Source organism: Chlamydia abortus (assembly GCF_002895085.1).
Taxonomy (GTDB): domain Bacteria; phylum Chlamydiota; class Chlamydiia; order Chlamydiales; family Chlamydiaceae; genus Chlamydia; species Chlamydia abortus.
In genome coordinates this window covers 215,208-240,721 of the sequence record NZ_CP024084.1, presented here as the reverse complement: position 1 = coordinate 240,721, position 25,514 = coordinate 215,208, and the positions used below count along the sequence as shown (strand labels likewise).

Sequence of the window (25,514 nt, the reverse complement as noted above, 5' to 3'; positions counted from 1 at the left end):
TATACGTTGATGTGGACTCTGTAATTATCGGAACGATTTTCTAGATGCGAAACAAACTCCCCCTATTTAAACTACACTTATGGGATACATTCTAGAAAAAGAGGATGCGATGACCCTATACCTAGGATTAAATCAAGAAACAGCAAACAGATACCACGCCCGCTTTGTTCCGATTCTTGAGATTGTTCCCTTTGCAAGAAGCTCACCTCAACTACGCTACGCTCAGCGTTACCTAGAGAAAACTTCTCATGTTCTGCTCACCAGCCCCTCGTCAACATCACTATTTATCTCTAGAATGCGTAAAAAAAATTCCAAAAAGACATTATCTACCAAACATTACCTGTGTTTAGGAGAAATCACAGCACGTCGCCTTACAAAGCTTCTCCCCAAAGCCCATTATTCCTTAGCGACCGTGGAAACAGGAGAAGGTGTCATCCCCCTGATCGCCTCTTTACCTAAACACGCTCGTATCCTCTACCCACACTCCGCCTTGTCGCGTCCTGTAATTAAAGATTTTTTACAAAAAGAGCACCGAAGCTTTTTTGCCTATGCCCACTATACCATTCGAGAACGTCAATTTCCCCTCTCTGTATTCAAGCAATGCAGCCGTGTCATTTTAACCAGTCCCTCTGGAGTTAGGGCGTATGCTAAGCTCTTCCCCGAGCTCCCAAGGAGAATACACATCTGCCAAGGCCCCATCACACTTAAAGAATTTAAGAAAATGTACAATCATCCTGGGGAACTTCTGCAAAAAGACAGCCTTACCGAAAGCTGATGACAAAAAACTGTTTCTACAAGTAAAATCTTTCGGAGTTTAAGCTTTTATTCTACAGTATCCTGCATGCTAATTTCAGCAACAACAGCACAAAGTTCCACATGCCAAGAACCTCTGAACTTATTTTCTAAAGGAAGTGTTAGGAGAAGCCAACTTACGCATGTTGTTGTCCACTGCATCATGCAAGTCATCATTCTCATCATGCTAATTACCGGGATCACGGTTGTAGGCTGCTGCGTCCACCCTCTGTTTTTTGTTTTTCTATTAGCCATTACGCCAGTATATGTCTCCCTTAGGCTCTTAGGTGGTGTTAAACTTAGGGAATTATTTATCACCCTTCGGGTTTATCCCGCTGAAAATCAGCTTCTTAATATAACTATGTTACAAAGTAAAAAAGAAGAAGAATAAAACGTCTAGAAAAAGCCATATATTTTTTATAAAATTAATTATCAAAACTAAAGATAATTATAATTTATGGCTAACACGAACCCCTTACACAACCAAAGTACCACAGAGGTAAGTCCCCTATTCTCACCAAGAGAAGTCTCCACAAAAAAATGGGATAAGATATTGAAAATCACTTCTTTATCTATTCTCGGTACACTAACGATTGGGACCGGAGTAGCAGGGATTACCTTAGCTATTGTTTTGGGCATGCCCGTCCTGGCTTTACTAGCGGTCTCCTCAGTACTGTTAGCTATAGTTACCGTAGGGGCGTACAAATACTTCCAACAAAAAGCCGATGGGGATTGGTCTGGAGCTCTAGACCAATCCTTCAGAACACTCCCAGAGCCATCAGCACAAGCGAACTTCTTAGTCAGTCCGGGAGCCCGCCTATCTTTCCATCAAAACAAGCACAATCCCGGGGTAAAACTCGGTATTCAGGAGAGCACTACACCAGGATTTACCATCAAATTCCTTGCGCTCCCCAGATCCAACACGTTCAAAACAGTCACAAGTCAAAGCGGAATCGCATTCAATGCTCTCCTTCCTGCTGCACAGACGTTAATCTCCCAAAACTCAAATCAATCTCGACTATTCTTTAGAGAACTCGTAAGTCTTGGGCAAATGGAGTGCCGCTCAGTACCAAGGAGACACATCGTTAAGCTCCCCTTCGGGCCTACTGAAGTGCGCTCGACAAAATTAAGCATCAAAGACAGCCCGACTATGACACATCCTAAAAAAGAAAGTTTCCCAGAATACATAGGACATGTTCGTGGGCCACGGCTTGAAGAGTTCTCTGGGGAAGATGACGAAGTCGCACACGACTATTATAACCGAGCACTTTTTGCCTACGAGAACTGTTTAGAAGAGGCGATCAACCAAGGCTGCTCTATTGTTTCCGTTCCTCTGTTCTCCTCGGTTTATGAATTAGAGCATAGAAACGAACAGCCAACACCCAATAGAAATTATTCATGGATTTTGGATTGTCATCAGCTGTGTAAGAAAGCATTGATTAAAGCTGTTGATAAAACCGCTCGCTCTAATCCCCATTCTTTAAGACTCCTCGTACTCTTACAAGATCCCTTTGCCCCGCTGGCTTAAAGTAGAGAGTAAAAAGAGGAGACTTCCCTATCAGGATCCTCTCCTCTTCTATGTAAATACATTATTTTTAAAAAGAACCTTTTATTTTTTTTCTAACGTCATTAACCTACTGTTAGATTTGAATACAACAACCTTGTGAACTCCGTATTTAGGAAAGAAAAGTGTGAGAGTTTTGAAGTAGGGAATTACCTTATGATCAGCGGACAAATGTAAATCATCTTTCAAACTCGTTCTTGAGCTAGGACTGGTAAAAATTCATTTACATACTCGTCACGGTGGTGAAACTTTTCGCCCTTCTTAAGTTGCTGTTCCTTAGGAATTTCTTTTATTGAAAAAAACGTTCTTTACTTCTTGCTAAAAAAGCAGTAAACTTGCTTTCTTCTTCAGATGTATTCATTCCTAAATTCTATGATTTCGCATCCGTATTTAGAAACCACTAAGCCAAGCAAGGAATAGTTTTCATGCATGAAGCACTCCAGAGTATTTTAGCCATTCAAGAGCTCGATATTAAAATGATTCGCTTAATGCGAGTCAAGAAAGAGCATCAGAAAGAGCTCGCTAAAGTCCAATCTCTTAAATCTGACATTCGTCGAAAAGTTCAGGAGAAAGAGTTGGAGATGGAAAACTTAAAGAATCAGATTAAAGAAGGCGAGAATCGGATTCAAGAGATTTCTGATCAAATTAACAAATTAGAAGGTCAACAAGCAGCTGTGAAAAAGATGGATGAGTTTAATGCACTCACTCAAGAAATGACAGCAGCAAATAAGGAGCGCCGTGCGTTAGAGCACCAACTGAGTGACCTTATGGATAAGCAGGCGGGAAGTGAGGATCTGATTGTCTCTTTAAAAGAAAGTCTCACCTCAACAGAGAACAGTAGTTTCGCTATTGAAAAAGAGATCTGCGAAAGTATTAAAAAGATTAACGAAGAAGGCAGAGCCTTATTACAGCAACGTAGTGAATTAAAAGAAACTACGGATCCAGAAATGTTCCTTATTTACGAACGTTTATTAAACAACAAAAAAGATCGTGTTGTTGTTCCGATAGATAATCGTGTTTGCAGCGGTTGTCATATTGTTCTTCCTCCCCAGCACGAAAACTTAGTCCGTAAGAAAGATCGACTGATTTTCTGCGAACATTGTTCTAGAATTTTATACTGGCGAGAAGCAGACGCTCTTGCTAACGACAGCTCTGCAGCTAAACGTCGTCGCAGACGTGCTGCTGTATAAACAAGTTCATCGGAAGAGAAAGGCAACCGCTTTTTGTACCTTAACTAAGGTAGATTAAGAGGAAAGTCTGGACTTCATAAGAAAAGATACTGGAGAAACTCCAGGGGCCGTAAGGCTACGGAAAGTGCAACAGAAAACATTCCGCTATAAAAGGGTCTTTTTATAGACAGGCTGAAAATTCCTATTTTAAGAATAGGAGCTATTAAGGTGACTTAGTAGACATGCAAACCCTATCTGAAGCAAGAGAAAAAGTTTTTGTTTCTGCATAATGAGAGGGAGGGTATCCCTCATGAACTTTTTCATAATCGCTTGAGGGATATAGTAATATATCCCCTAGATGAATGGTTGCCCTCAAGATGAGTTTTCTCATCTTGTAGACAGAATCCAGCTTACCCTCTCTTCCGATATTTTTATTTTTTAGATGAGACCTGCTTTTGCCAAGGTATGCATCTGAAGCAATCCTACCACATACTTCTGATCCTTAGCATCTACTACGGGTAAAATGGTCACAGGACTCCCTGTTTCCATCATTTGTAAGCCAAGAAGCACATCAGCATCTTCACTAATCACTCGAGGATTTGGTGTCATGACATCTTGAAGTCTCTGAGAGAGAATATCGCCTCCATGACGCGCTAATGCTCTGCGTAAATCTCCATCTGTGAAGATCCCTAATATTTCAAACTTCTCGTTCACTATACACACACAGCCACAACCATAAGAAGAAAAGATGTCCAAAGAATCTGCGATGGTGTCTTCAGGAGAACAAAAAGGAACTTCTGTTTTTAGGAACATATAATCCCGAATTTTACCAATAACCTTAAGACCAATCTGACCGCCTGGATGGTTCTTCCCGTAATCAGCGAGAGAGATTTGCCGACTACGCAATAAAGTAATCGCTAAAAGATCACCAAAAAGTAGTTGGCATGTCGTTGATGTTGTAGGCACAAGATTAAAAGGATCTAATTCTTCGATCATAGGTAAGATAACGACGTGATCACAAAGAACGGCTAAACTCGAATAAGTCGCTGAGGTAATTCCTGCAATAAATACGCCTCGCTCCTTTAAATAAGGGATACATTCTAAAAGCTCGCGAGTTTCTCCACTCTTAGAAAAAAGACAGACGATATCTCCAGGACGAACAACGCCAAGATCCCCGTGTAGGAGATCGCCAGAAGCTAGGAAAAGAGCGTGCTCTCCAAAAGACTGTAAAGTAGCGACGATTTTCCTTGCGATACAACCACTTTTTCCTACACCAGAAAAAAATATCGAACCCTGGTGATGTAATATCTTCTCAGCTAATACCCAAGTATCCTCACACTGAAAAGCACCAAAAAAACGTTCTAAAGATTCCCTTTGCTTACTGACAATATCTTGGCATAGATCAATAGATGTTGTGGGAGAGCGCATCCCTTGAGTCCTCAGAAAAATCGTTGTGTGTTAGCTCATCGTAACAGACTCTAACCGATTTTTCAATGAGGTTAAAAATTCACTACCGTAAATACCATCAAGTACCCGGTGGTCAAATGTTAGGGTAACATACACCATTTTGCGAATAGCTAAAGAATCGTCATCACGCACAACCACACGTTTTTGTATCGTTCCTATGCCTAAAATAGCGACTTCAGGATAACGAATGATCGGCATGCCAATTAAAGCTCCTGTCATACCAAAATTGGTCACCGTAACACTACCATCTTGCGTTTCTGAAGGATCAAGTTTATTTGCCCGAGATCTTGCAGAAAGATCAGCAAGAGTTTTCGCAATACTTACTAAACCACGATCCTGACAATTATGAATAACAGGAACAACAACGCCCTCTTTATTCAAATTCACAGCCACACCCACATTGATGGATTTCTTCACAACAATCGTATCGCCGTCTAAAGACCCATTCAATAGCGGGAATTGCTCCAAAGCTTTTGCTAAACACTGGATAATGAAACTCGTAATTGTCAGTTTCACACCATGCGTGGCAAAAAATCTATCCTTCTCTTCAGCAATTAAATTCATCAAATCTGTGACATCAATATCCACAATAAGAGAAGCATGAGGCACTTCATCTGAAGATTTAGATAACGAGGAAGCTATAGCTCTACGTAGCGGAGACATAGGAATACGATTTTCATTCGCATTCGCAATATGTGGGCACGAAGGTTGACGCATTTCAAGAATGTAGTTTTCTAAATCCCTACGCGTGACACGACCGTCATTTCCTGTTCCAGAAATCTGCTGTAGTTGCTGGATAGAAATACCTTCACGGTGTGCTAAACTCAGAACTGCCGGAGAAAACCATGCCGCATTCTTCCCAGAATCTTGAGGACAAGAAGCATGAGGTGACGGTTCTTCTACAACTACCTCTTCCTCGACAGCACATTCCGTATCTATTAAGGCTATAATCTCTCCGGAAGCAACTTCATCACCTTCTTTGACGAGACAACGCATTAATTTCCCTGCTTTAGGGGAGGCTAACTCTGTAGCAATCTTGTCAGTAGATACTTCAATTACCGGCTCATCTTTTGCAATGTTCTCTCCCACCTGCTTGAGCCAACGAACTACCAACCCTCCAGAACCAGACTCGCCTATTTTCGGAAATCGAAATTCAAACATGTGCAAACTCTCCTACACTGTCTCTGTACTCTCATCTTTCAAAAGTACCTTTTTCTCTTCCAAAGGTGTGGACAACTCACCTTCTCCGGAAGCCACATAAACAGCGACTACAGCATCTCCAAGGATGTTCATAGGCGTTCCTATGATGTCTCGCAACCTATCAATGCCTGCTAAAACAGCAATGCCTTGAATAGGCAACCCTACAGAGGCTAATACAGATCCCAGAGTAATCATGCCTCCTCCAGGGACTCCCGCACTACCGACCGCAGAGAAAGTCGCTGCGATCACGATTAACAACAAACTGCTGAAGGGTAATGGACAGTTATAGGCCTGAGCAATAAATACTGCCGCCATACCTTGAAATATCGCCGTACCATTCATATTGACAGTAGCACCTAAAGGCAAAACAAAACCAGAAACTTCCGAAGAAACTCCAAGATTTTTAGATACGCAACGCATAGTCACAGGCAGTGTTGCCGAACTACTAGAAGTGGATATTGCACAAGATATGGCATCCATCATGGCAGAAAGGAATTTAGAGAAGGACATCCTACAGCCCATGCGGATGATACCACCAAAAACCAGCACAGCATGAAATAGACATGCAAGATAGTAGGCGAAAACAAATTTCCCTAATTGCCAGAGAATAACCAAACCGTGACTTCCAGAAATCCATGCCATACTCGCCCCGACACCGTAAGGCGCAAAGGTCATGATCATATTGATCATGCGCAACATGATTTCAGAAAAACCCTCAATAAATTTAGCTACTGGACGTCCCTGTTCTCCAGAAAGACGCATAGCGATTCCTAAGAAAATAGCAAAAACTATGATTTGTAAAATATTTCCCTCAACGAAAGATCTCACAGGATTTGAAGGAAAAATTTGAGAAATCAAAGACAAGAAATACGTACTACTTCTCTCAGGAGCCACGATCTGCGTTTCCGTGACATTTTGAGACAAGTCACAGCCCTCTCCAGGACTGAAAAATTGAGCAAAACATAAGCCTATAACAATAGCTAGACATGTTGTCCCTAAATATAAGGCGACGCTTTTCACTCCTATGCGTCCTAGCTTCTTCATATCACTAATAGAAGCGATACCCAACACCATGGAACAAAATACCAGAGGGTAGACAACCATGCTCAATAGGTTTAAGAAAATATCTCCTATAGGTTTAAAAAAGATGGCTTTATCTTCTAAAATTAAACCTAGGGTAACCCCAACAAATAATCCTATAAAGATTTTCATCCATAGTTTCATTAGTTACCTCTTACCATTATGTATCCGATCTATTTTATCCAGTAAGGCGGCTGTAGCATCCTCTTGATGGGTAAAATCAAATTCCATTTGCACTTTACCTATCGGAAGAATCCCCGGCTCGTGAATCAAATTTCCGAGTTTTATGCCGTCCTTTTCTGTGCACAATATCCCCTCTCCCTGACGCATCGCTGTCATTGAAGAGAAGTAGTGCAATTCTTTTTTCGTTATTCCTGCGTGGTCAGGTAACAAATACGTTCCTACGATTTTCACTCCGGCACGTTTTAACATATCAAGAAAGCCCTGCGGGAATCCTAGACCACAGAACACACCGGCGGCTAGCCCAGACAGACTATCCAAAGGAAGTTTCTCCCCTCGCGAATCCCAAAGTACTTGAGAAATGCGTGGTTCAACAAAAATTTTTGGTGACGTACACCAAGTATGCAAAAGCTTCTGGTTCTCTAAACCGCAAGAACCATTAACTATGATAAAATCGGCCTCCTGCAATCTTTTAGGGGAATCTCGAAGTCGCCCTCGAGGGAAAAAAGCTCCTCCTCCTAAAGGATCTTGACCGTTAACTACGACAATTTCCACGTCTTTGTGTAGTTTGTTATTTTGGAAACCATCATCCAAAAGCAAAATGTCAAAATTCTTAGCGACTTCCTTAGCCGCGAGCCGACGATCTTTGTGTACAAAAACAGCACCCTTGGAGAGTTTCCCCGCCATAAGCAACGGTTCATCTCCTACATAAGCAGCGTCATGTATCTCAGGATCGACTATAGTCAACTTTCTCTGACCACTACATTTTCCTTTATATCCGCGAGAAAGAATAGCACAGGAATATCCTCGCGCTTTTAGAACTTCAGCCAACCACAATACTGTGGGTGTCTTACCTGAACCACCGAGAACAATATTCCCCACACTAATTACGGTAGAAGACACGCGATGGGGAGCTGAAGACAATACTTTTCGTCGAAAGCTTACGGTGGCGGCGAATATCCAAGAAAGTAGTTTCCCAAAACACCCCCAACCCAGGATTTTCCCCAAGCTAATAGCTACGGTTAAGCGGCGATAAAAAATAAAAAAGGGCGAAGGAAAGCGCGTTTTCATCGAACTTCTATAACTCACTGATTATCCACTCAGAAAATTATGATTGTTTAAAACCACAATCTCCGCCGCATCCTGGAGCCACCAAGCATCTCATAAAAAACATTAAGAATCAAGTTTACATAGAAAAATTAAAAAAATTTTATATATAAAAATCACATATATTTTTTAATTTAATCCTTTTCTGGTGATAAACAAAATAAACTATTTTTGATTTTGTAAACGATATTTTCTTCCGATGATCTACTCGACTAGGCTTCCCAACGCTGCCGAACCACTTCGTAAGCCACTGCGGATACAGCCGTAGATAAATTTAAAGAATCCGCTTGACCTAGCATGGGTAAGGATATTTTTGAAAAATTTCCCCTGAGCCAAGATGCGGTGAGTCCATCTTTTTCAGAACCAAAAACCAAAACTAGCGGTTGATTGTAATTTTCACAAAAATACATGGTATGTGCTCTAGGAGAGGTAACAAAGGCATGCCATTTTTCCTCAAGAATGACTTGCTGTACCTGATCCAAAGTGGCCGACCAAATAGGTAAGGTAAATACGGTACCTAAGGAAGAACGAATAACATTAGGATTATAGACATCGACGATAGGATCGCATAGAATCACGCCATCCGCCCCTACCCCATCGGCTATTCTAAGTATGGCCCCGACATTGCCAGGTTTTTCTACCTGTTCTATAATCAAATAAAACGGCAGAGGATTTCTCTTTTGAGCTAAAAACTCTTTTCGAGACCACCACCGTTTCTTCATTACAGCAATAAAATTGTCGTGATGTTCTTTATAGGAAAGTTTAGAAAGCGTTTCTTCTGTGCAGTAGACCTTTTCTAAAGGTAATTTTTGGATAGTATGCAAAAAAGCTTGTTCTTTTTCTGAAATACGTGTTCCACAAAAAATCCGTTCACACTCATATCCCGAGGCTAGAGCTTTTTGAATCTCTCGAAACCCCTCTAAAAGAAAGACCGGGCCTTTACGAGAGCGGTTATGTTTTAACGCGACAGCTTCTTTTACCTTAGGGTTATTTTTTCCTATAAACTCCATTTAGCAAACACTCCTGAGGGTAGAGCTTGATCTCCTAAGCCACAAAAACTTTCTCCTGAGGACCAAAACTGTTTATCTAAAGCAAAGGCACGCATAGCTAAACTCTGCAAAAAAGCAGGCGTATGACCGGGAGTATGCGACGTGATCAAAACATAAGAAGAACAATCTGAAAGTAATTTTGAGCACAAAACTAATAAGGAAAAGAAATCCTTATCTATTTTGAAAATCTCTCCATTAGGTCCACGAGCATAGGTTGGAGGATCAAGTAGGATGATATCGTACTTTTTCCCTTTACGTATTTCTTTTTGCAAAAAAGAAAACACATCTTCAACAACCCAAAATATCCTTTTCTCGGGCAAAGCATTATTTTCCACATTCTTTTGCGCCCACTTTATCGCGGGTTTCGAAGCATCTACGTGACAAACCTTGGCTCCGCACTTTGCAGCAAATATCGATGTGGAACCAGTATGGGCAAATAAATTTAACACCCGGTATGCCGAATGCCGTTCTATGCTCAATTGCAATTCTGGCCAAAATCCGCTATGCTCTGGAAAAATCCCTATATGACCGAAAGAGGTGAGCTTTAGCGTGCAATCCACAATGTCCAGGTTGATGCGCCAACTTTCAGGAATAGAGACTGCACAACGCCATTGTCCCTCCTCTCCAGATCGCACATATTCCGCATGAGCCTTTTTCCATAAAGACGGTGTTGTCTTCGGCCAAATTGCCGTACAAGAGGGGCGGATAAGAGTTATGGGGCCAAAGCTTTCTAACTTTTTCCCTTCACCGCTATCGAGTAACTTATAAGTCATATATTTGTTTGTTTATCGAAGATAGAGACGCCTTAACGTATCCACTTGTGTTTTGGTCGCCATATCCGGCTCTATATTTACTTTGGATCCTTCTCGTTTATATCCTAAGGTTGTTCGAAATAATGTTTCGGGGATCAATCCGACCGAACACACATCCTCTTCTACAGTGACGATAGTCAGACTAATGCCATCGATAGCAATATATCCTTTTTCAAAAAGGTATACAGATAAGGAACTTGGCACACGAAAATAATACCGATTTTTCTCTATAAGCACAATCTCTCCGACACCAGAAACATGACCAGAGACGCTATGCCCACCAATTTCATCGCTCACTTTTAAAGATCGTTCGACATTTACACGATCATTTATTACCTTCTCGCCTATTGTCGTACAGGCAAGAGTCTCGGGAATAATGTCGAAAAACATTTTACCGCCCTCTTCAAGTTTAACTACAGTAAGACAGACGCCATCGATAGCAACACTACAACCGATTTCGAGTCCTGAAATACAGGAGGAAGAAACCTCCACGCCTATCGTTAAACCTTCATCTCTCGGTTCTATACTAAATATTTTACCGAGTTCTTGCACTATTCCAGAAAACATTATTAAATCCTGAGCATCTAGTATTTACAATAAAACAGCTTTCCGACAAAATGCTGTCGTTTCGCCAAGGTAGCGAAACTATATCAAGCAATCTGTCTTTCGCGGTTTTTAATTTTATAAATCAGGAAAAAAAATTTGCAACTTATAGTCGCGTAGATTTATTCTGCACTAAAATTATTGTTTTCTTAGACTACCTTAACCTTAGGAGGTAGCTCCTGTGCAGTGTCCTTTTTGCAATCATGGGGAATTAAAAGTTATAGATTCAAGAAATGCACCAGAGGCTAACGCGATCAAACGCCGAAGAGAATGCTTAAATTGTGGACAAAGGTTTACCACCTTTGAAACTGTTGAGTTAACTTTGCAGGTACTAAAACGTGATGGTCGTTACGAGAATTTCCAAGAATCTAAACTCATTAATGGATTAAATGCTGCCTCTAGTCATACGCGTATAGGTCAAGATCAAGTGCACGCAATAGCCTCTAACGTAAAATCTGAGTTATTAGGCAAACAAAATAGGGAAATCTCTACCAAAGAAATTGGCGAACTAGTAATGAAATATCTAAAAAAGGCAGACATGATTGCTTACATTAGATTTGCTTGCGTCTACAGAAGATTCAAAGATGTTGGCGAATTAATGGAAGTTTTGCTATCTGCAACTCCGGATATGGAAAAATAGTTATTATTTTAAGGTTAAGGAGAACAAACTATGCCGTTGTCTGAGGACGAAATAGCTAACTTTAAACAAAGGCTTCTAGAGATGAAATATAAGCTATCGCATACGCTAGAAGGCAATGCTCAAGAAGTCAAAAAACCTAACGAAGCTACTGGATATTCTCAACACCAGGCTGATCAGGGTACCGATACTTTCGATAGAACAATCAGCTTAGAGGTCACAACTAAAGAGTATGAGTTGTTACGACAAATCAATCGAGCTTTAGAAAAAATTGAGGAGTCTTCCTACGGTATCTGTGATGTCAGTGGCGAAGAAATTCCTTTGGCACGGTTAATGGCCATCCCCTACGCTACAATGACAGTCAAAGCCCAATCACAGTTTGAGAAAGGCCTACTTTATGGAAACTAACCCTAATGTCTAGTCGCTCCCGATCTACTTTTCTTGCTATTGCCTGTTTTGTCCTTATTGATTGGGTGACTAAATTAGCTGTTTTGCTGTATCTAGGGAATCTGCCTGATGCTAACCCCATACTATATCAATATAGTTGGGGAAAGCTCCTTTTCTGTATTTGCCCTACTTTTAACGAGGGTGCAGCTTTTGGGTTGTTTGCAAAATATAAATATTTCTTATTCTTTATACGTATAACAATTATTTTAGGTATTCTAGCCTTCCTTTTCTTAAGGAAGAAAACCTCCTCCCCTGCTATCCGTTTTTCCCTAATTCTCCTTTGTTCTGGAGCTATTGGCAACGTTGGGGATATTGTATTCTACAGACATGTCGTAGACTTTATTTCTATTGGTTATAAACGTTGGTTTTTCCCAACATTTAATTTCGCGGATATTTTTATCTCTTTAGGAACTTTAATCTTCATATACAAGCTTTATTTTCCTACTAAACAAAAGATAAAATAGAGATAATAGTTGCCTTATCTTCTGAATAAAGAGCTCTATTTAAAATATTTAAAAAATTTTTTACAATGAATGCAATCCTGTCTTTACTCGCAACTTTCGATGACTTCTTTTGGTCATACGTGGCTTTTCTCATGATTCTCTTATTGGGGATAAGCTTTTCATGGAAATCGCGTTTTGCTCAATTCACTCAGTTTCCTCAATTCTGCAGGCTATTTTACCAATACTCTCAGGGGTCGTCTAAAAATAAGACAGAAGAAAGAGGAGTGCATCCATTAAAGGTATTTTTTGCATCTGCAAGTGGGAATATCGGTATTGGCAACGTTGTAGGGATTGTTACAGCTGCGTGTATTGGTGGTCCTGGAGCATTGTTTTGGGTTTGGGTCGCTGGAATTTTAGGTTCTATCGTCAAATACTCTGAAGTGTATTTGGGAATTAAGTTTCGTAAAGTAGATAACGAAGGTATTTATCAGGGTGGGCCTATGTACTTCCTGGATAAAGCCTATGGAACAAAAATCGTACCGATCATTGTAGCGATTTTACTCTGTATTTATGGTGTAGAGATTTATCAATTCTCTGTGATTGCGGACACCATTTCTCACTGCTGGAACATTCCGAAATTCTTGACGATTTTTGGTCTGTTATTTCTTGTTCTCTACGCAGTGCAAGGAGGATTACAACGTATTGGCAAAATCTGTGCTTGTGTACTTCCCTTTTTCCTTACTCTATACTGTGTGTTATCCCTATACATACTTGTGAAAGAGTTTCACCAGCTCCCCTCCCTATTTTCTGCAGTATTTTCATCAGCATTTACAGGACATGGGGCTATCGGAGGGTTTGCGGGATGTACTGTAGCCACGACTATCCACCAAGGCATCTCTAGAGCTGCTTACTCTGGAGACATCGGTATTGGATTTGACTCCATTATTCAAAGTGAAAGTTCTGTAAAAAAACCAGAAACGCAAGCTCAGCTCAGCATTATAGGTCTTGCCATAGATAATCTTATCTGTACTCTAAGCTTACTGATGGTCCTTGCCTCAGGGTCCTGGTCTTTGGGTCTCGACAACGCTTCTCAAGCTGTGGAGCACGCCTTAGCGACCTACTTCCCTCTGGTGAAGATCCTACTCCCCACCTTCTTTTTCGTCACAGGCTATACGACGATTATTTCGTATTTCCTCGTAGGGAAAAAATGTGCAAAGTTTCTTTACGGAAAGGGTGGATCCAAAATCTACACGATTTATGGAGCTACGATCCTGCCGGCATTTTGCTTTCTCTCGCAAAATACCGCTTTGTTGGTCATGTCGGTATCGGGAGCCCTTCTCCTCTGCTTCAACCTATTTGGGGTCTTCCTCATGAGGAAAGAGGTAGAATTCCCCAGGGCGGATAAAGCTATCGAGCTCCCCACCTCTGCCAAATAAGCATTTCCCGGGAGCGTACGCCGTCCTTTTTTCGTATCGCGCTCATTACCAACCTCATATCCCTAATTCTTATTAGGGATTTTCTTTTCTTCGACTTTAACTTATTTATTAAAAAGTATTTTCTTTAATTTTTTTTAAAATAAACAGAAAATAAAAAGTGAAATTAAATAATAAAAAATAAAATTGTTTGTTCGCTTTATATGAATACTTACCTCACGGGAGCGATAATTTTCTGTTGTATCTTGCTATCCACGTGCATGGTCACAGTATTTGTTTTAACTATCAGCTTGTTACACAGGCTGAATAAGATAGTGAAAAATATCAGTAAGATCACGACGATTTTAAATTTTGAAGCTAAGATCCTAACGCCTTTATTACTAGGGAAAAAGCTGATTTTCGGTTGGTTACGTAAACGTAACAAGCATTTACCAAAAGATATTGAAGATTTCATCTGTGAGGGAAGTAAAAGCAACTGGATGGGGAAGATCTGCAAAGGAGCAAAGTGGGCAGCTGTTGCTATGCTTGTTTGGTGCATATTCCGCAAAAAAGATTAATCTGTCTTAGGGGGGAAATAAGGTATGTTCAGAAATCACAAGCACAATAAGAAAACTTGTAAGCGTTGGCGTTGGCTCAGGGGCGTAATCTTCGGAGGGTTTATCGCTACATTGCTGACTTGTTTATTCACTCCGAAAAGTGGTGTACAGTTAAGAAAAAAACTCTCAAGAGTAAAAACGTCAGGAACCAAAAAAGGCAAAACCCTGTTTAAACATTCTAAAGAACATACTAAAGCCTTTGCACAGCAAACAAAAACCTTAGCGAAAAATCTAACTAAAGAAATCAAGGATTTCACAAAAGCAATGATCGAAGAAACGAAAGATTAATTTCGTTTTATCCATCCCCCCTATAGCCTCTAAAGAGAATGCTACCAGCATCTTTAGAGGCCTATTCTCAATACAGTGAAAAAAAATACCGTAGACTTTAACTGTTCCATGCTGATTAACCCAGGCTTGGGTCAACTTTTTATTTCCGTGTATTTATTTTATTCTTCTATGTAAGTTAGATCTCTTACTCTAGACTGAGAAACGACTAGGATTCTGGAACATGAAGCAGACGTTCTTTTGGAAACTTGTATTTCTTTCTTCACTCGCACCACTGACTCAATTATCCGCTACAGAAGTAGTTCTTCCTTTATCTGGAATACATACGGGTGAAGATCCTGAATTATTTACGATGTTAACGACATCGCCTCAAGGAACTCAATACACACTACGTGGTGAGTTTACCCTTAAAGATTTTCTAGGTCTCAGTATCCATAAACCTGGAGGAGCCTTCCGAAACTTAGAAGGAAATCTCACATTTACAGGGAGCTCTCCCTTAGCGGTATTAAACTTCACTAATTTACAACTAGGGAGTCAGGGAGCGGGCATATTTTCTAAATCCCTGCTGAACTTCGAAAATTTGAAAACGCTACGCGTGCAAAACAATCAAAGTACCGGAGGAGTGATTACTTCTAGGCAAGATATGTTTTTCACCAAGAACACGCAACTCCTCTTTGAAAACAATGTCAGCCGTGGTCCTGGAGGAGCAATCCTACTGACAGGAACCCAACCAAACCGCGTAGTGTTTAGTGAGCAACGCGGAGGGATTTCCTTTATCAATAACCAAGCAGAAGTAGTACAAAATATTTCCCATTCAGGAAATGGTGGGGCTATCAGTAGCGAAGTTGCTGGATCTACTATTCTCTTCGACGGAAATCAGGAAATTCTATTTCAGAAAAACCAGGCAAAATTTGGTGGTGGCATTTACAATGCCCAAGGATCTGTAGAGTTTAGTAAGAATAGAAACACAATTACCTTCACAGAAAATTACGCTTTAGAATCTGGGGGTGTCATTTGTGCGAATCTTTGCAGTATAAATACACAATCTGCTCCGGTGTACTTCAGAAAAAATAGGGCTGACTACTTTGGTGGGGCTATCCATTCCCATCAGACGATCGTGAAAAATAATGACGCGGCTATTTTCTTTAGCGAAAACTCCGCAGAAGGCGGTGGAGCTATAACCGCGAGCAGTTGTCACCTTATAGCTTCCCAGCCCATTATCTTTTCTGAAAATTCTGCGGGGAATCTTGGGGGTGGTGCGATTTATTTAGGTGGGCCGCAACCACAACTCTATTTACATGCACAAGCGGGAGACATTATATTTATAGGCAATGTGGCTAGGGTATCTACCAAGCACTCTTCAGGCCTACACAATAATGCGATTACGATCAAAGGTTCCCCTGAAAACATTCGGCTCGTTGCCAATGAAAACCAATCCATTATTTTCTATGATCCCTTTCTTGCGACGTCACCAAGTGCACATCCTATAAACATCAACTCGGGTGACAATATTTTTCACTGTGGTTCTGTGATTTTCTCTGGGGAGAAACTCCCTTTAGATCGTCAAGATAAAACTAATAAAACGTCGATCTTTAACCAACCTGTCTATTTGCATAATGGGACTCTGTCCATTACAGGTGGAGCGATTCTTGCTGTTCAGGAATTCAAGCAATTTGGTGGGGTGTTAAATCTTAGCCCCGGGTCGATGTTAACCAGTTACAACAGTTTGGGCAAAGATGTAGTCATTTCCAACATTAATTTTGGTTTAGATACTGCCCACTCGCATCTTCCTGCTGAGATCCGCTCAGGAAATGCCGTGATCAAATTATCGGGATCTCCGCAAATTCATGATCCTGACAATATATTCTATGACAACCATAGTTTGGCATCCCAGCCATATCAGATGGAAATCATTTTCAAATCTGACAAAGGCATTCATACGGAAAAATTTGTTTCTGAAGAAATTGCCATACAACAAAATACCTATGGCTATCAAGGGATATGGAAATTTCACTGGTCTGAAGGAGATTCAAAAAAACACAAAACATTAAGAGCGTTATGGATTCCTACCGGGACGTTCGTTTTAAATCCTGAGAAGGAAGGTTCTTTGGTTCCCTCTTCTGTATGGTCAACATTTTCCGGTATGCGCGCGTCCAATGATGCCATTCTTGATAACTACTTAAATAATAACACTCTGTTTCCCATCAAGCATATGTGTATTTTTGGTGGTGTTGTCTCTAGTATTCTGGAGCAGAATACTAATCACGATAACCACTTCTCTACGACACAAGCGGGTCACAATCTTGGGATTAAGCTCCCATTTTCTCCAAATACGGTGGTTTGTGCTACATTTTCACAACTGCACGGTTCCAGTTCTCAAGATCAGATTCCTGGGAAAAGTCGTTCGCACATGTTGATGGGTACGGTGGCGGCTTTTAAAAATTGGAAAGCTTTATCTTTTCGTTTTTCTATCAGCTATGCAGAAGAATCTCATGTGATGAAACATCAATTTTCTAAAAAGGACATCACCCGTGGGGCGTGGAAAAACCAAGGAATTCGGGGCTGTGTAGGTTTATCCTATGCCTATCCCAAGGGAATCCGCTGTCTCAAAATCACGCCTTTTGTCAATCTTGAATATACGACAATTAACCAAAATCCTTTCATAGAAACAGGATACGATCCTCGGTATTTTACTTCTTCACGGTTAAATAACCTTGCTCTTCCTACAGGTGTCTCTCTAGAACTACGTTTCTTCGGAGCCAAATATTCCCTTTTATCGGAATTTAGCATGGCCTACATTAAGGACTTATTCAGAGAAGATCCTTTAGCTACAGCTTCATTAATACTGAATCAGCATTCCTGGAAAGTTGGCGGTGTCTTTATGGGACAAGAAGCACTCAACCTGAAATTCCGCACCACCTTCAAATGTAAACTTGCTAAGGCATACTTAGGCATCTCCACCATGCAACGCGAAGGGAACAGCTTCTCTGGCGATGCTTTTGGTGGTATATCTCTAAGTTTCTAATTTTTCCTTGACTATGAACTTTGCTAAGGATTAAGAATAGCATGCATCAAGGTATTATAGATGGGCTCCTGTCTCCCTAAAGCTTATCTCTAATATCTTGATCTTTCTTGTGCTGTTTTTTATTATCCCTTGCCTAATTTGCCTTTCTGATTTATCTAACGCATATCTAGACAGTGAATATTCTCAGTAGGTTTTTGTTCTATGAAGTGGCTATCAGCTACAGCTGTTTTTGCTGCCGTACTCCCCTCGATTACAGTATTTGGAGAACCTCTTTCGAAAGAATTAAACTCCAGCTACAGAGGATCGGGATTAAGTGCTTCAGATTCTGCATCAAAGAATTTCACGCAGCAAACACAAGATGACAGCGGAACAACATACACAATTACTGGGGATGTCTCTTTCAGAAACTTCACGAATATTCCTGATCCTAAACCTAGAACAGTAGAACCTGATCCTGCCCCTGCTCCAGCTCCCGATACGCAAAGTAATACTGTCTCAAGCAAACCAAAGAGCGAGAGTAAGCCAAGCCTTTCCACAGGGTATGAGAATACTGTTACACAACCTCAAGAAACGTTGTATCATGGCCCTGATGATCTGCATGTTACATCATTTGCTTCGCATGTGGTAGAGGGAAATCAAGCAATTTCTGACATAGGAAAGTTCGCAGATGAAAAATCTCACCCTCTAAGTTTCTCATTATCTTCATCTTCTCATGCCGTCTCTACCTCCACAACAGATGCGTCTACTTCTACTCCTGCTCCTAAAGGAGGAGGTGCTTTTTACAATGACAAAGCTGGTCCTATAACGTTCATTACACATGCAGGCAACCCAGGATCCTTATCCTGCACCCTAATTAGAATGACAGGACAAGGTGGGGCTATATACTCCAAAGGTCCGATATCTTTTGATGGATTAGAAAACCTTACATTCCGGGATGATCTATCCCAACAAGCGGGTGGTGCTTTATTTACCGACTCTACACTGACAATTAGGAATATCCTCGACTCTATTGAGTTTACAAATAACTCTGCTCGTGTTCCTATCCCTCTGGTTCCCGTTCTACCAGCAAAATCAGCTCCTGGAGCTGGAGTTGGTGGTTTAGTTCCTCCTAAACTCAAGGAAACGCATCTCTTGCCTCGATACTTCTCTCAAGAAATAAAAGTGCAAGATGCAGAGAGTCAAACATCTATATTCCCCACCTACACGACAGAAACTGCAGGGAATGGAGGCGCCATTTTTGCTAAAGGCGCTATTGTCATCTCTACTTACAAAGATATGACTTTCCGAAGCAACTCTGCAGAATTTCCCCTCATTATTGATGTAATTAAAGAACAAATTGATGCGCAGAAAAAAGCAGCATCATTACCCTCAGCTTCTGAAAAGATTCATGCCTCTGCAGATGTAGCTAAACAGCAAGTACGAGAGGCTCCTCCTGTGATTAAAGGCTCTGGAGGCGCCATTTTTGGCTTGGATACCATTACCATTCGTGATGGCTCTGAAGACACCCTCTTTATATTAAATACTGCTACCGGAGCTGGAGGTGCCATTTATGGAGATAAGGACATCTCCCTAAATAACATTGCGAACTTAAGGTTCCAAAGCAACTCCGCAGATACGCGAGGCGGAGCAATTTATGCAAAAGGGAATCTTACAATACAAGATTCCACCGTACTCACACAATTTAATGCAAACAGTGGGAAAACAGGTGGTGGAGCTATCTATTGCCTAGGGAACGTCACGCTAAGCAACCTCTCTCAAGTCCGTTTTGGTGTTAACAAAGCTGGAAACTACGATCTCAAAATTACTATTCCAGGCAAAGAAGCATCTACTGCTCACGTACTGTCTTCCGTAGTCGAAGAACAAAAAGCTCCCGTACCTATCGAACCTCCTTTAGGGAAAGGCGGTGGTATCTACGTCGAGAAAGCTTTCACCGTCTCTCATGTGACTTCTATTTTAGAATTTATCAATAACCAAGCCACAGATCATGGTGGTGGTGCGTACGTCAAAGGAGCATTAAATTATAGCAATTCTCACAGAATACAATTTACTACAAACACCTCAAAAAAATCTGGGGGCGGTCTGTATTGCGAAAGCGATGTGACCTTCTCCAACCTCACTGGGAAAACACTCTTTCAAGGCAACAAAGCCGAAGAAAATGGTGGGGGTATCTGTCTAGCTGACACTAAATCCCTTACCTTATCCAACTTAGAGAACTTTTGTTTAGTCAACAATACCACAAGCAAAAGTGGTGGTGGAGCATATATTCCTAAAGCGCTTTCCTTTACCTTCTCCAATCCGGATACTGTCTCTTCTACAACACCAGCTACAGTACCTGTCTTTGGAAGTGCTGTGATCACTGGCAACAAAGCCGAAGAAAATGGTGGCGGTGTGTACACAACTAAAGCTGCCTTGACTAACCTAGAATCCATCGATATTGGTCAAAACTCTGCGAAAAATGGTGCCGGGCTGTGTACTACAAGCGCGCCAGCAGCAGGTGTTGCAGCAATAGGAGAAGAAGAGTTAGACTTTAAAGTTGATTATGTCGTTACAGCCAACGTAACAAAAAACAACGCTACAGAAAGTGGTGGGGGCGTTTATGGGAAAAAAGGAAAAATCTCTCGTCTAGACCACCTAAATATTACCGGGAACTCTGCAGGAAAATCCGGTGGAGGGCTGTATTTCACGGAAAAACTGACTCTTGAAGGTATAGAAATTTCCAAGATTTCCGATAATACTGCAAAAGAATCCGGTGGAGCTATCTATGCCAAAGCACTTACCTGCACTAACTTTCCTGATGGACTTACTGTAAGCAATAACAAAGCGCAAGTTACCTCAACTACTACATCATCACCGCAAAAAGCTAGTATTCCTACCGCTATCACAGGTGGTGCTTTCTCTGCTGAAACGTTGATCTTAGAAAAGTTGCAAGGAAATTGTACGTTCTCTGGGAACGCAGCCATTGACAACAACACAGCTAGTCTATCTTCTGATCCTACTGATCCTAATATTCAAGGTGGGGCCCTCTATGCCAAGACGAGCCTTACACTTCAAAATAGCTCAGGCAGTTTAACCTTCTCAGGAAACTCGGCAACAACAAAACGATCCTCTACAACAGGACAAGTAGCCGGTGGAGCGATTTATTCTCCTACTGTAACAATTCAAAATTGTTCACAACCCATAAGCTTTGTAGGCAATTCTGCTTTATGCACTCCAGCAGAACAGCCTCCTGCCGAAGATCCTGCGCCAAAGGCAACCTTTGGTGGAGCCATTGCAGGAACAACCAGCATTACATTTACAGGGAACCAAGCACTATTTTTCAAAGAGAACTCTGCAGATAACGGCTCAGCTATTGGTTGTAAAAATGGTTCCAATGGCACAGTAACGTTCTCTGACGCTGTGTTCTGCTCGTTTGAAGGGAATATAGCGAAAAACCGTGGGACTATCTACGCAGATACGTTATCTATTCCTCAAGGATACATGAACTTCTCGAACAATAGCTCTGCGAACGACGGTAGTGCAATTTACTTCACAAAAAAGGCAGACATCACAGCAGCGGCTTCTATTCTGTTCCTAGATAACAAGGTCACTCTAGCTCAAACTTCCGATAAACAACGCTCTCAGGTTAACAACCTAGGTGCAGCGATCTATGGGGAAGGAAATAGCACTGATGCGGAATTAAATCTTACGGCCCTAGGCGGTAGCATTACATTTAAAAATAACCAATGCGCACCTCAGGGGAAAAAATCCAATCCATCTTTTTGCAGTATTACAGGAAAAGTTAAACTCACTCTTAACGCTGCTGCAAATCAATCCATTAATTTCTATGATGCTGTAAGAACCCAAACAGTGCAGTCTTCTGGTAGCAACTACACAACTTTGGATATTAATAAAACATCAAGTGAAGGTAATCCTCCCAAGTACACAGGAACGGTATTATTCTCTTCAGAATACCATGAGAATAAATCGGTCATCCCCCAAAAGGTTGTCTTACATGACGGGACCTTAATCTTAGGGAAAAATACAGAGTTAAATGTGGTGTCTTTCGATCAAAAAGCTGGATCTTCACTTGTGATGGGACCAGGAGCGGTACTTTCCACTCAGCAAAAGACTGGAGGATCATCAGGGGCAACTGGAGGCATTGCGATCAACAACCTCACTATTGATTTTAGTGATATTGTCTCAGAAGATGGAACAGCCACCCCTCCTGCGTTAAAATTAGGTGTAGCTCCTGCAGCGGCAGCAGCAGGAGCTAGAGCTCATGTTGCCAGAAACAACGTTCTTCCAAGGGCAGATGTATCCAATCCAGATGTAACTAAAGAAAAAGTCTATTTAACAGGCACAATTACTCTTATCGACCCTGCGGGAACTTTTTACCAAAATCCTTACTTAGGCGAAGATCGTCAGATTGAGTTACTTAAGCTCCCAGAAAGTGGCAAAGTAGAGATCTCTGACTTAACTCTAGAAGGAGATACCAAACCTCTAAAAGGGTATATTGGCTCCTGGACACTAGGACCAGGTGATCAAAACGGAACGCTCAAAGCCAATTGGAAGTTTGAAGAGTACCGCCGCTGGATTTATATCCCTAGAGATAACTACTTCTACGTGAACTCTATCCTCGGTTCTCAAAACTCCCTCATTGCTGTAAAGCAGGGTATTGTGAACAACATGCTAAACAATGCACGTTTTGATGATGCGGCTTATAATAACCTTTGGTTATGTGGTATAGGCTCGTTCTTACAAAAAGAACAAGGAGAAGAATCCAGGTCCTTCTCCTATCATAGCCGAGGGTATTCATTGGCTATCGATGCTAAACCACGCCCTGAGTTTATCCTTGGAGCCTCGTTTAGCCAGGTGTTCGGTCACTCGAAATCAGAAAAAGCTGTAGATAATTACAAGCATAAAGGTTCTGACCACTCCTTCCAAGGGACATTATACGCCGGAAAATCTTTCTATTTGCCTTATAGACGTACGCAATCCCCTCAACCTATATTGCTGCAAGGGGTCATGACCTATGGCTATATGAAGCATGATACAACTACCTATTACCCATCCATTCATGAGCGCAATCTTGGAAATTGGGAAGATCTTGGTTGGTTGTTTGATATCCGTATGATTCTCGACTTAAAAGAGCCTTCACAAAACTCTACAACGAGATTTTCTTTCTACTCTGAAGCTGAGTACACAGGAGTACGTCAAAAGCAATTTACAGAGCTGGACTATGATCCTAGAACATTCGACTCCTTCGCTTATAGAAATCTTTCTATACCTTTAGGTTTCGTGTTTGAAGGTGCATTAATGCAATATAATATTCTTATGTATAACAAATTATCCCTTGCTTATGTACCTGTGATTTACAGAAACAAGCCTAAATGTAATTACAGAGTGAACTCTACAGGACAAACTGGACAAGTGTATGGTGTCATTCCCACCAGAAACACTGGAAGAGTGGAATATAGCTCACAACTCTATCTTGGCTCTTACTGGACGTTATATGGTACATACACTGTAGAAGCAGGCATGTCTTCATTAGTCCAGATGGCTAACTGCGGTGCACGTATGATATTCTAAGTCGCCAGCTCAGAGAAGGCGCGCTTTTTGTAGAGACCATGTTGTGTAATTGAGAATCTAGATTTAGGTTCTACAATTACACAACTCAACAAGATTCAGTTCTCTATTTGATATAGCGTTTATCGATCGTAGTATTGACGCATCCTACTAAAGTCGGAAGCATACAACTCGTCAAGGAGATAAGCCTTAAACAATCCAGGGCCTTCACAGCGCTCACGAGCCAGCATGCCGCACAGAGTGAAGTATTCTATACCTAATTTCGTGGCTTCAAAAGAATCGTCTATGACCGATCTGAACGCAGCGAATACTCCGGTTAAAGAACATCCCATGCCCACAACATAAGACATGAACGGATCGCCAAGCTCCACAGTTGTATGACGCTGCCCGTCAGTAATAAAATCTATAGCTCCGGAAACAGCAATAGCACAACCGCACAAACATTCTTTCGCTAGAGCGGTGGCCACATCTTTAGCGTCTTGGGTAGAGTGAGTAGAATCTACACCACGTGTTTTCATCGTGACATCCCCGAAAGAAAGGATCTCACTAGCATTTCCTCGAACGATTGTCGCATGGGCCAGTAAGTGATGAGACACCTCTGTTCTAATCTTTGTAGCTCCTGCAGCCACAGGGTCAAAAATCACAGGTTTATTTTGTCTTACAGCCAGGTCTACAGTTCTGTACGCTCGTTGAATAAATAAATGATCGAGAGTGCCAATGTTAATATACACGGCCGAACTCAACTCTATTAACTCTTCCAACTCTAAATCGGACACGCTCATAATAGGCGACGCTCCGATGGCTAGAAAACAGTTCGCTAGGAAATCCATAGAAACATAATTCGTGGTGTTTAAAATTACGGGCCTTTCCTTTCTTAAGCGTTGCAACGCTTCTTGCATGCGTTCTAGCATCTCAGTCCTCGATCAACAATTTCCCGTAGAGCTTTCGTTACTGAGCTGGGGTTTTGTGCGCTATGGAATACTCCTATAGCTGCTATACCTGCAGCGCCAGCGTCAATGACTTTAGATGCGTTGCTTTCGTCAATACCACCAATAGCGACAATAGGATGCTCACAAAGAGAAACCGCTTGTTCTAAACCAGAGAAACCCCAAAGATTCGTTGCATCGGGTTTATTCTGCGTAGCAAACATGGCACTCAATCCCAAATAATCAATAGGCAGAGTATTCGCATTGAGCAGTTGATCCAGGGTATTGACATTCCACCCGATGATTTTATCAGAACCTAGAAGCTCCCTAGCCTCGATAACATCACCGTCTGTCTGTCCTAAGTGGACACCTGTAGCATCCAAATCTAAACACACCGACACGCTGTCACTGACAATTAAAGGTATCTCCAAAGGATCTAAAATAGACTTTAATGCTTCTCCAAAACCCAACAACTCTCTGTATGAAAGTTCCTTTTCACGCAATTGCACCGAGGTCACTCCAGATTGTACACAAGCACAAACGAAATCGAGATACTCCTCTACCGAAATCTGTTGTTTATTGGTGATGAGAATCAGTTTGAAAAAGTTTTCTTCCAAAGGTTTTCCCCCTACATATGCACACGTTTACGCAAGAGAGAAGAGGTTATGAACTATCCCTAAAGAAAACCCTTAAGAACAAAAATGAACGCAACTCTCTTGGCAAGTATTAACTCGAGCAGGTTCTAAGAACTTTTTTCATCTAAACAGCAAAGATGCATACGTTTAGAGGTTCTAGAGAATTAAAAAATTAGGATAAGTTAAAGTAAATATCCTTGTTATACAAGAATAAAAAATACGTAGGGATATTTCTCAACTTTTATTTTTACTTAACAAATTGATGTGGTTCAGGGGAAAAACAAGCTTTCGGCAAACTGGCGGAGAGAGTGGGATTCGAACCCACGGTACGCGTTAACGCACACACGCTTTCCAAGCGTGCTCCTTAAGCCACTCGGACATCTCTCCAGAAAGCCATATTAAGGATATTCTTTAGCAATAGCCCGCTTTGAAGATATCTCAATATATCCATTTTTATCAAGATTCGTCTGAATACAAGGGATTTTAAAAAAATCAACCA

General features: G+C 41.3%; 20 protein-coding genes, 1 tRNA gene, 1 other RNA gene and 1 pseudogene. 12 read left to right on the top strand and 11 right to left on the bottom strand.

The genetic code is table 11. The annotated features are described in order from the left end of the window. Window positions 1–109 precede the first annotated feature (109 nt). A complete protein-coding gene (locus tag CHAB577_RS01200) occupies window positions 110–775 on the top strand; it encodes a uroporphyrinogen-III synthase (protein ID WP_011096909.1) in 666 nt (221 codons plus the stop codon). Between the two features lie 47 nt (window positions 776–822). On the opposite strand, the gene CHAB577_RS05185 is transcribed toward CHAB577_RS01200, so the two are convergent. Then, window positions 823–1,047: a hypothetical protein gene (locus CHAB577_RS05185; RefSeq protein ID WP_173024150.1), complete on the bottom strand. Its 225-nt coding sequence runs from the start codon at window positions 1,045–1,047 to the stop codon at window positions 823–825. A gap of 202 nt (window positions 1,048–1,249) precedes the next feature. Here CHAB577_RS05185 and CHAB577_RS01190 point away from each other — a divergent pair. The 3 genes and pseudogenes from CHAB577_RS01190 to rnpB all read left to right on the top strand — a co-directional run bounded on the left by CHAB577_RS01190 (window position 1,250) and on the right by rnpB (window position 3,954). After that, a pseudogene (locus CHAB577_RS01190) lies at window positions 1,250–2,320 on the top strand (hypothetical protein). Window positions 2,321–2,781: 461 nt separating this feature from the next. Then, window positions 2,782–3,546, top strand: a complete 765-nt coding sequence (gene cdsZ / locus CHAB577_RS01185) for a zinc ribbon domain regulatory protein CdsZ (protein WP_011096906.1) — start codon at window positions 2,782–2,784, stop codon at window positions 3,544–3,546. A 10-nt stretch (window positions 3,547–3,556) separates the two neighbouring features. Then, window positions 3,557–3,954: RNase P RNA component class A (gene rnpB / locus CHAB577_RS01180), an RNA gene on the top strand. 9 nt (window positions 3,955–3,963) lie between these two features. Here the strand turns inward: rnpB and CHAB577_RS01175 are convergent. The 7 genes from CHAB577_RS01175 to CHAB577_RS01145 all read right to left on the bottom strand — a co-directional run bounded on the left by CHAB577_RS01175 (window position 3,964) and on the right by CHAB577_RS01145 (window position 10,987). Next, entirely contained in the window at window positions 3,964–4,953 is a 990-nt protein-coding gene (locus tag CHAB577_RS01175; RefSeq protein ID WP_011096905.1) for a KpsF/GutQ family sugar-phosphate isomerase, read from the bottom strand. A gap of 30 nt (window positions 4,954–4,983) precedes the next feature. After that, window positions 4,984–6,153: a dihydrolipoamide acetyltransferase family protein gene (locus tag CHAB577_RS01170; protein ID WP_011096904.1), complete on the bottom strand. Its 1,170-nt coding sequence runs from the start codon at window positions 6,151–6,153 to the stop codon at window positions 4,984–4,986. A gap of 12 nt (window positions 6,154–6,165) precedes the next feature. Beyond that, a complete protein-coding gene (locus CHAB577_RS01165; protein ID WP_011096903.1) occupies window positions 6,166–7,416 on the bottom strand; it encodes a dicarboxylate/amino acid:cation symporter in 1,251 nt (416 codons plus the stop codon). 3 nt (window positions 7,417–7,419) lie between these two features. Continuing rightward, a complete protein-coding gene (lpxK, locus tag CHAB577_RS01160; RefSeq protein ID WP_041461312.1) occupies window positions 7,420–8,523 on the bottom strand; it encodes a tetraacyldisaccharide 4'-kinase in 1,104 nt (367 codons plus the stop codon). 248 nt (window positions 8,524–8,771) lie between these two features. Continuing rightward, window positions 8,772–9,569 (bottom strand): RNA methyltransferase, encoded by a 798-nt coding sequence (locus tag CHAB577_RS01155; RefSeq protein ID WP_011096901.1) that lies wholly within the window; start codon window positions 9,567–9,569, stop codon window positions 8,772–8,774. Next, entirely contained in the window at window positions 9,557–10,381 is an 825-nt protein-coding gene (locus CHAB577_RS01150) for an RsmD family RNA methyltransferase (protein WP_011096900.1), read from the bottom strand. Before CHAB577_RS01150 ends, CHAB577_RS01155 begins: the two co-directional genes overlap by 13 nt. 12 nt (window positions 10,382–10,393) lie before the next feature. Beyond that, on the bottom strand, window positions 10,394–10,987 hold the full coding sequence (locus tag CHAB577_RS01145) for a riboflavin synthase (protein ID WP_011096899.1): 594 nt from the start codon (window positions 10,985–10,987) through the stop codon (window positions 10,394–10,396). A gap of 217 nt (window positions 10,988–11,204) precedes the next feature. Between CHAB577_RS01145 and nrdR the strand changes: the two genes are divergently transcribed. The 8 genes from nrdR (at window position 11,205) to CHAB577_RS01105 (ending at window position 23,457) form a co-directional block, all read left to right on the top strand. Continuing rightward, window positions 11,205–11,663 carry a transcriptional regulator NrdR gene (gene nrdR / locus CHAB577_RS01140; RefSeq protein WP_006342890.1) on the top strand — a complete coding sequence of 153 codons (459 nt, stop codon included), beginning with the start codon at window positions 11,205–11,207 and terminating at the stop codon, window positions 11,661–11,663. A 30-nt stretch (window positions 11,664–11,693) separates the two neighbouring features. Further along, on the top strand, window positions 11,694–12,068 hold the full coding sequence (locus tag CHAB577_RS01135) for a TraR/DksA family transcriptional regulator (RefSeq protein WP_006342889.1): 375 nt from the start codon (window positions 11,694–11,696) through the stop codon (window positions 12,066–12,068). A gap of 5 nt (window positions 12,069–12,073) precedes the next feature. Continuing rightward, the gene (lspA, locus tag CHAB577_RS01130; RefSeq protein ID WP_011096898.1) at window positions 12,074–12,571 is read left to right on the top strand and encodes a signal peptidase II; all 498 of its coding nucleotides are present in this window, start codon (window positions 12,074–12,076) and stop codon (window positions 12,569–12,571) included. A gap of 65 nt (window positions 12,572–12,636) precedes the next feature. Continuing rightward, window positions 12,637–13,986 (top strand): amino acid carrier protein, encoded by a 1,350-nt coding sequence (locus CHAB577_RS01125; protein ID WP_011096897.1) that lies wholly within the window; start codon window positions 12,637–12,639, stop codon window positions 13,984–13,986. A 200-nt stretch (window positions 13,987–14,186) separates the two neighbouring features. Further along, window positions 14,187–14,540, top strand: coding sequence for a hypothetical protein (locus CHAB577_RS01120; RefSeq protein WP_011096896.1), 354 nt, complete (start codon window positions 14,187–14,189; stop codon window positions 14,538–14,540). 24 nt (window positions 14,541–14,564) lie between these two features. After that, window positions 14,565–14,867 carry a YtxH domain-containing protein gene (locus CHAB577_RS01115; RefSeq protein ID WP_006343868.1) on the top strand — a complete coding sequence of 101 codons (303 nt, stop codon included), beginning with the start codon at window positions 14,565–14,567 and terminating at the stop codon, window positions 14,865–14,867. A gap of 220 nt (window positions 14,868–15,087) precedes the next feature. Next, window positions 15,088–17,889: a polymorphic outer membrane protein middle domain-containing protein gene (locus CHAB577_RS01110; protein WP_011096895.1), complete on the top strand. Its 2,802-nt coding sequence runs from the start codon at window positions 15,088–15,090 to the stop codon at window positions 17,887–17,889. 201 nt (window positions 17,890–18,090) lie between these two features. Continuing rightward, on the top strand, window positions 18,091–23,457 hold the full coding sequence (locus tag CHAB577_RS01105; protein WP_011096894.1) for a polymorphic outer membrane protein middle domain-containing protein: 5,367 nt from the start codon (window positions 18,091–18,093) through the stop codon (window positions 23,455–23,457). Window positions 23,458–23,576: 119 nt separating this feature from the next. Here the strand turns inward: CHAB577_RS01105 and thiM are convergent, their stop codons facing one another. From thiM to CHAB577_RS01090, 3 genes are all read right to left on the bottom strand, one after another. Next, window positions 23,577–24,365 (bottom strand): hydroxyethylthiazole kinase, encoded by a 789-nt coding sequence (gene thiM / locus CHAB577_RS01100; protein ID WP_011096893.1) that lies wholly within the window; start codon window positions 24,363–24,365, stop codon window positions 23,577–23,579. Further along, window positions 24,359–24,997 carry a thiamine phosphate synthase gene (thiE, locus tag CHAB577_RS01095; RefSeq protein WP_006343864.1) on the bottom strand — a complete coding sequence of 213 codons (639 nt, stop codon included), beginning with the start codon at window positions 24,995–24,997 and terminating at the stop codon, window positions 24,359–24,361. Before thiE ends, thiM begins: the two co-directional genes overlap by 7 nt. A 315-nt stretch (window positions 24,998–25,312) precedes the next feature. Then, window positions 25,313–25,402: transfer RNA gene (locus CHAB577_RS01090), tRNA-Ser, on the bottom strand. Window positions 25,403–25,514 lie beyond the last annotated feature (112 nt).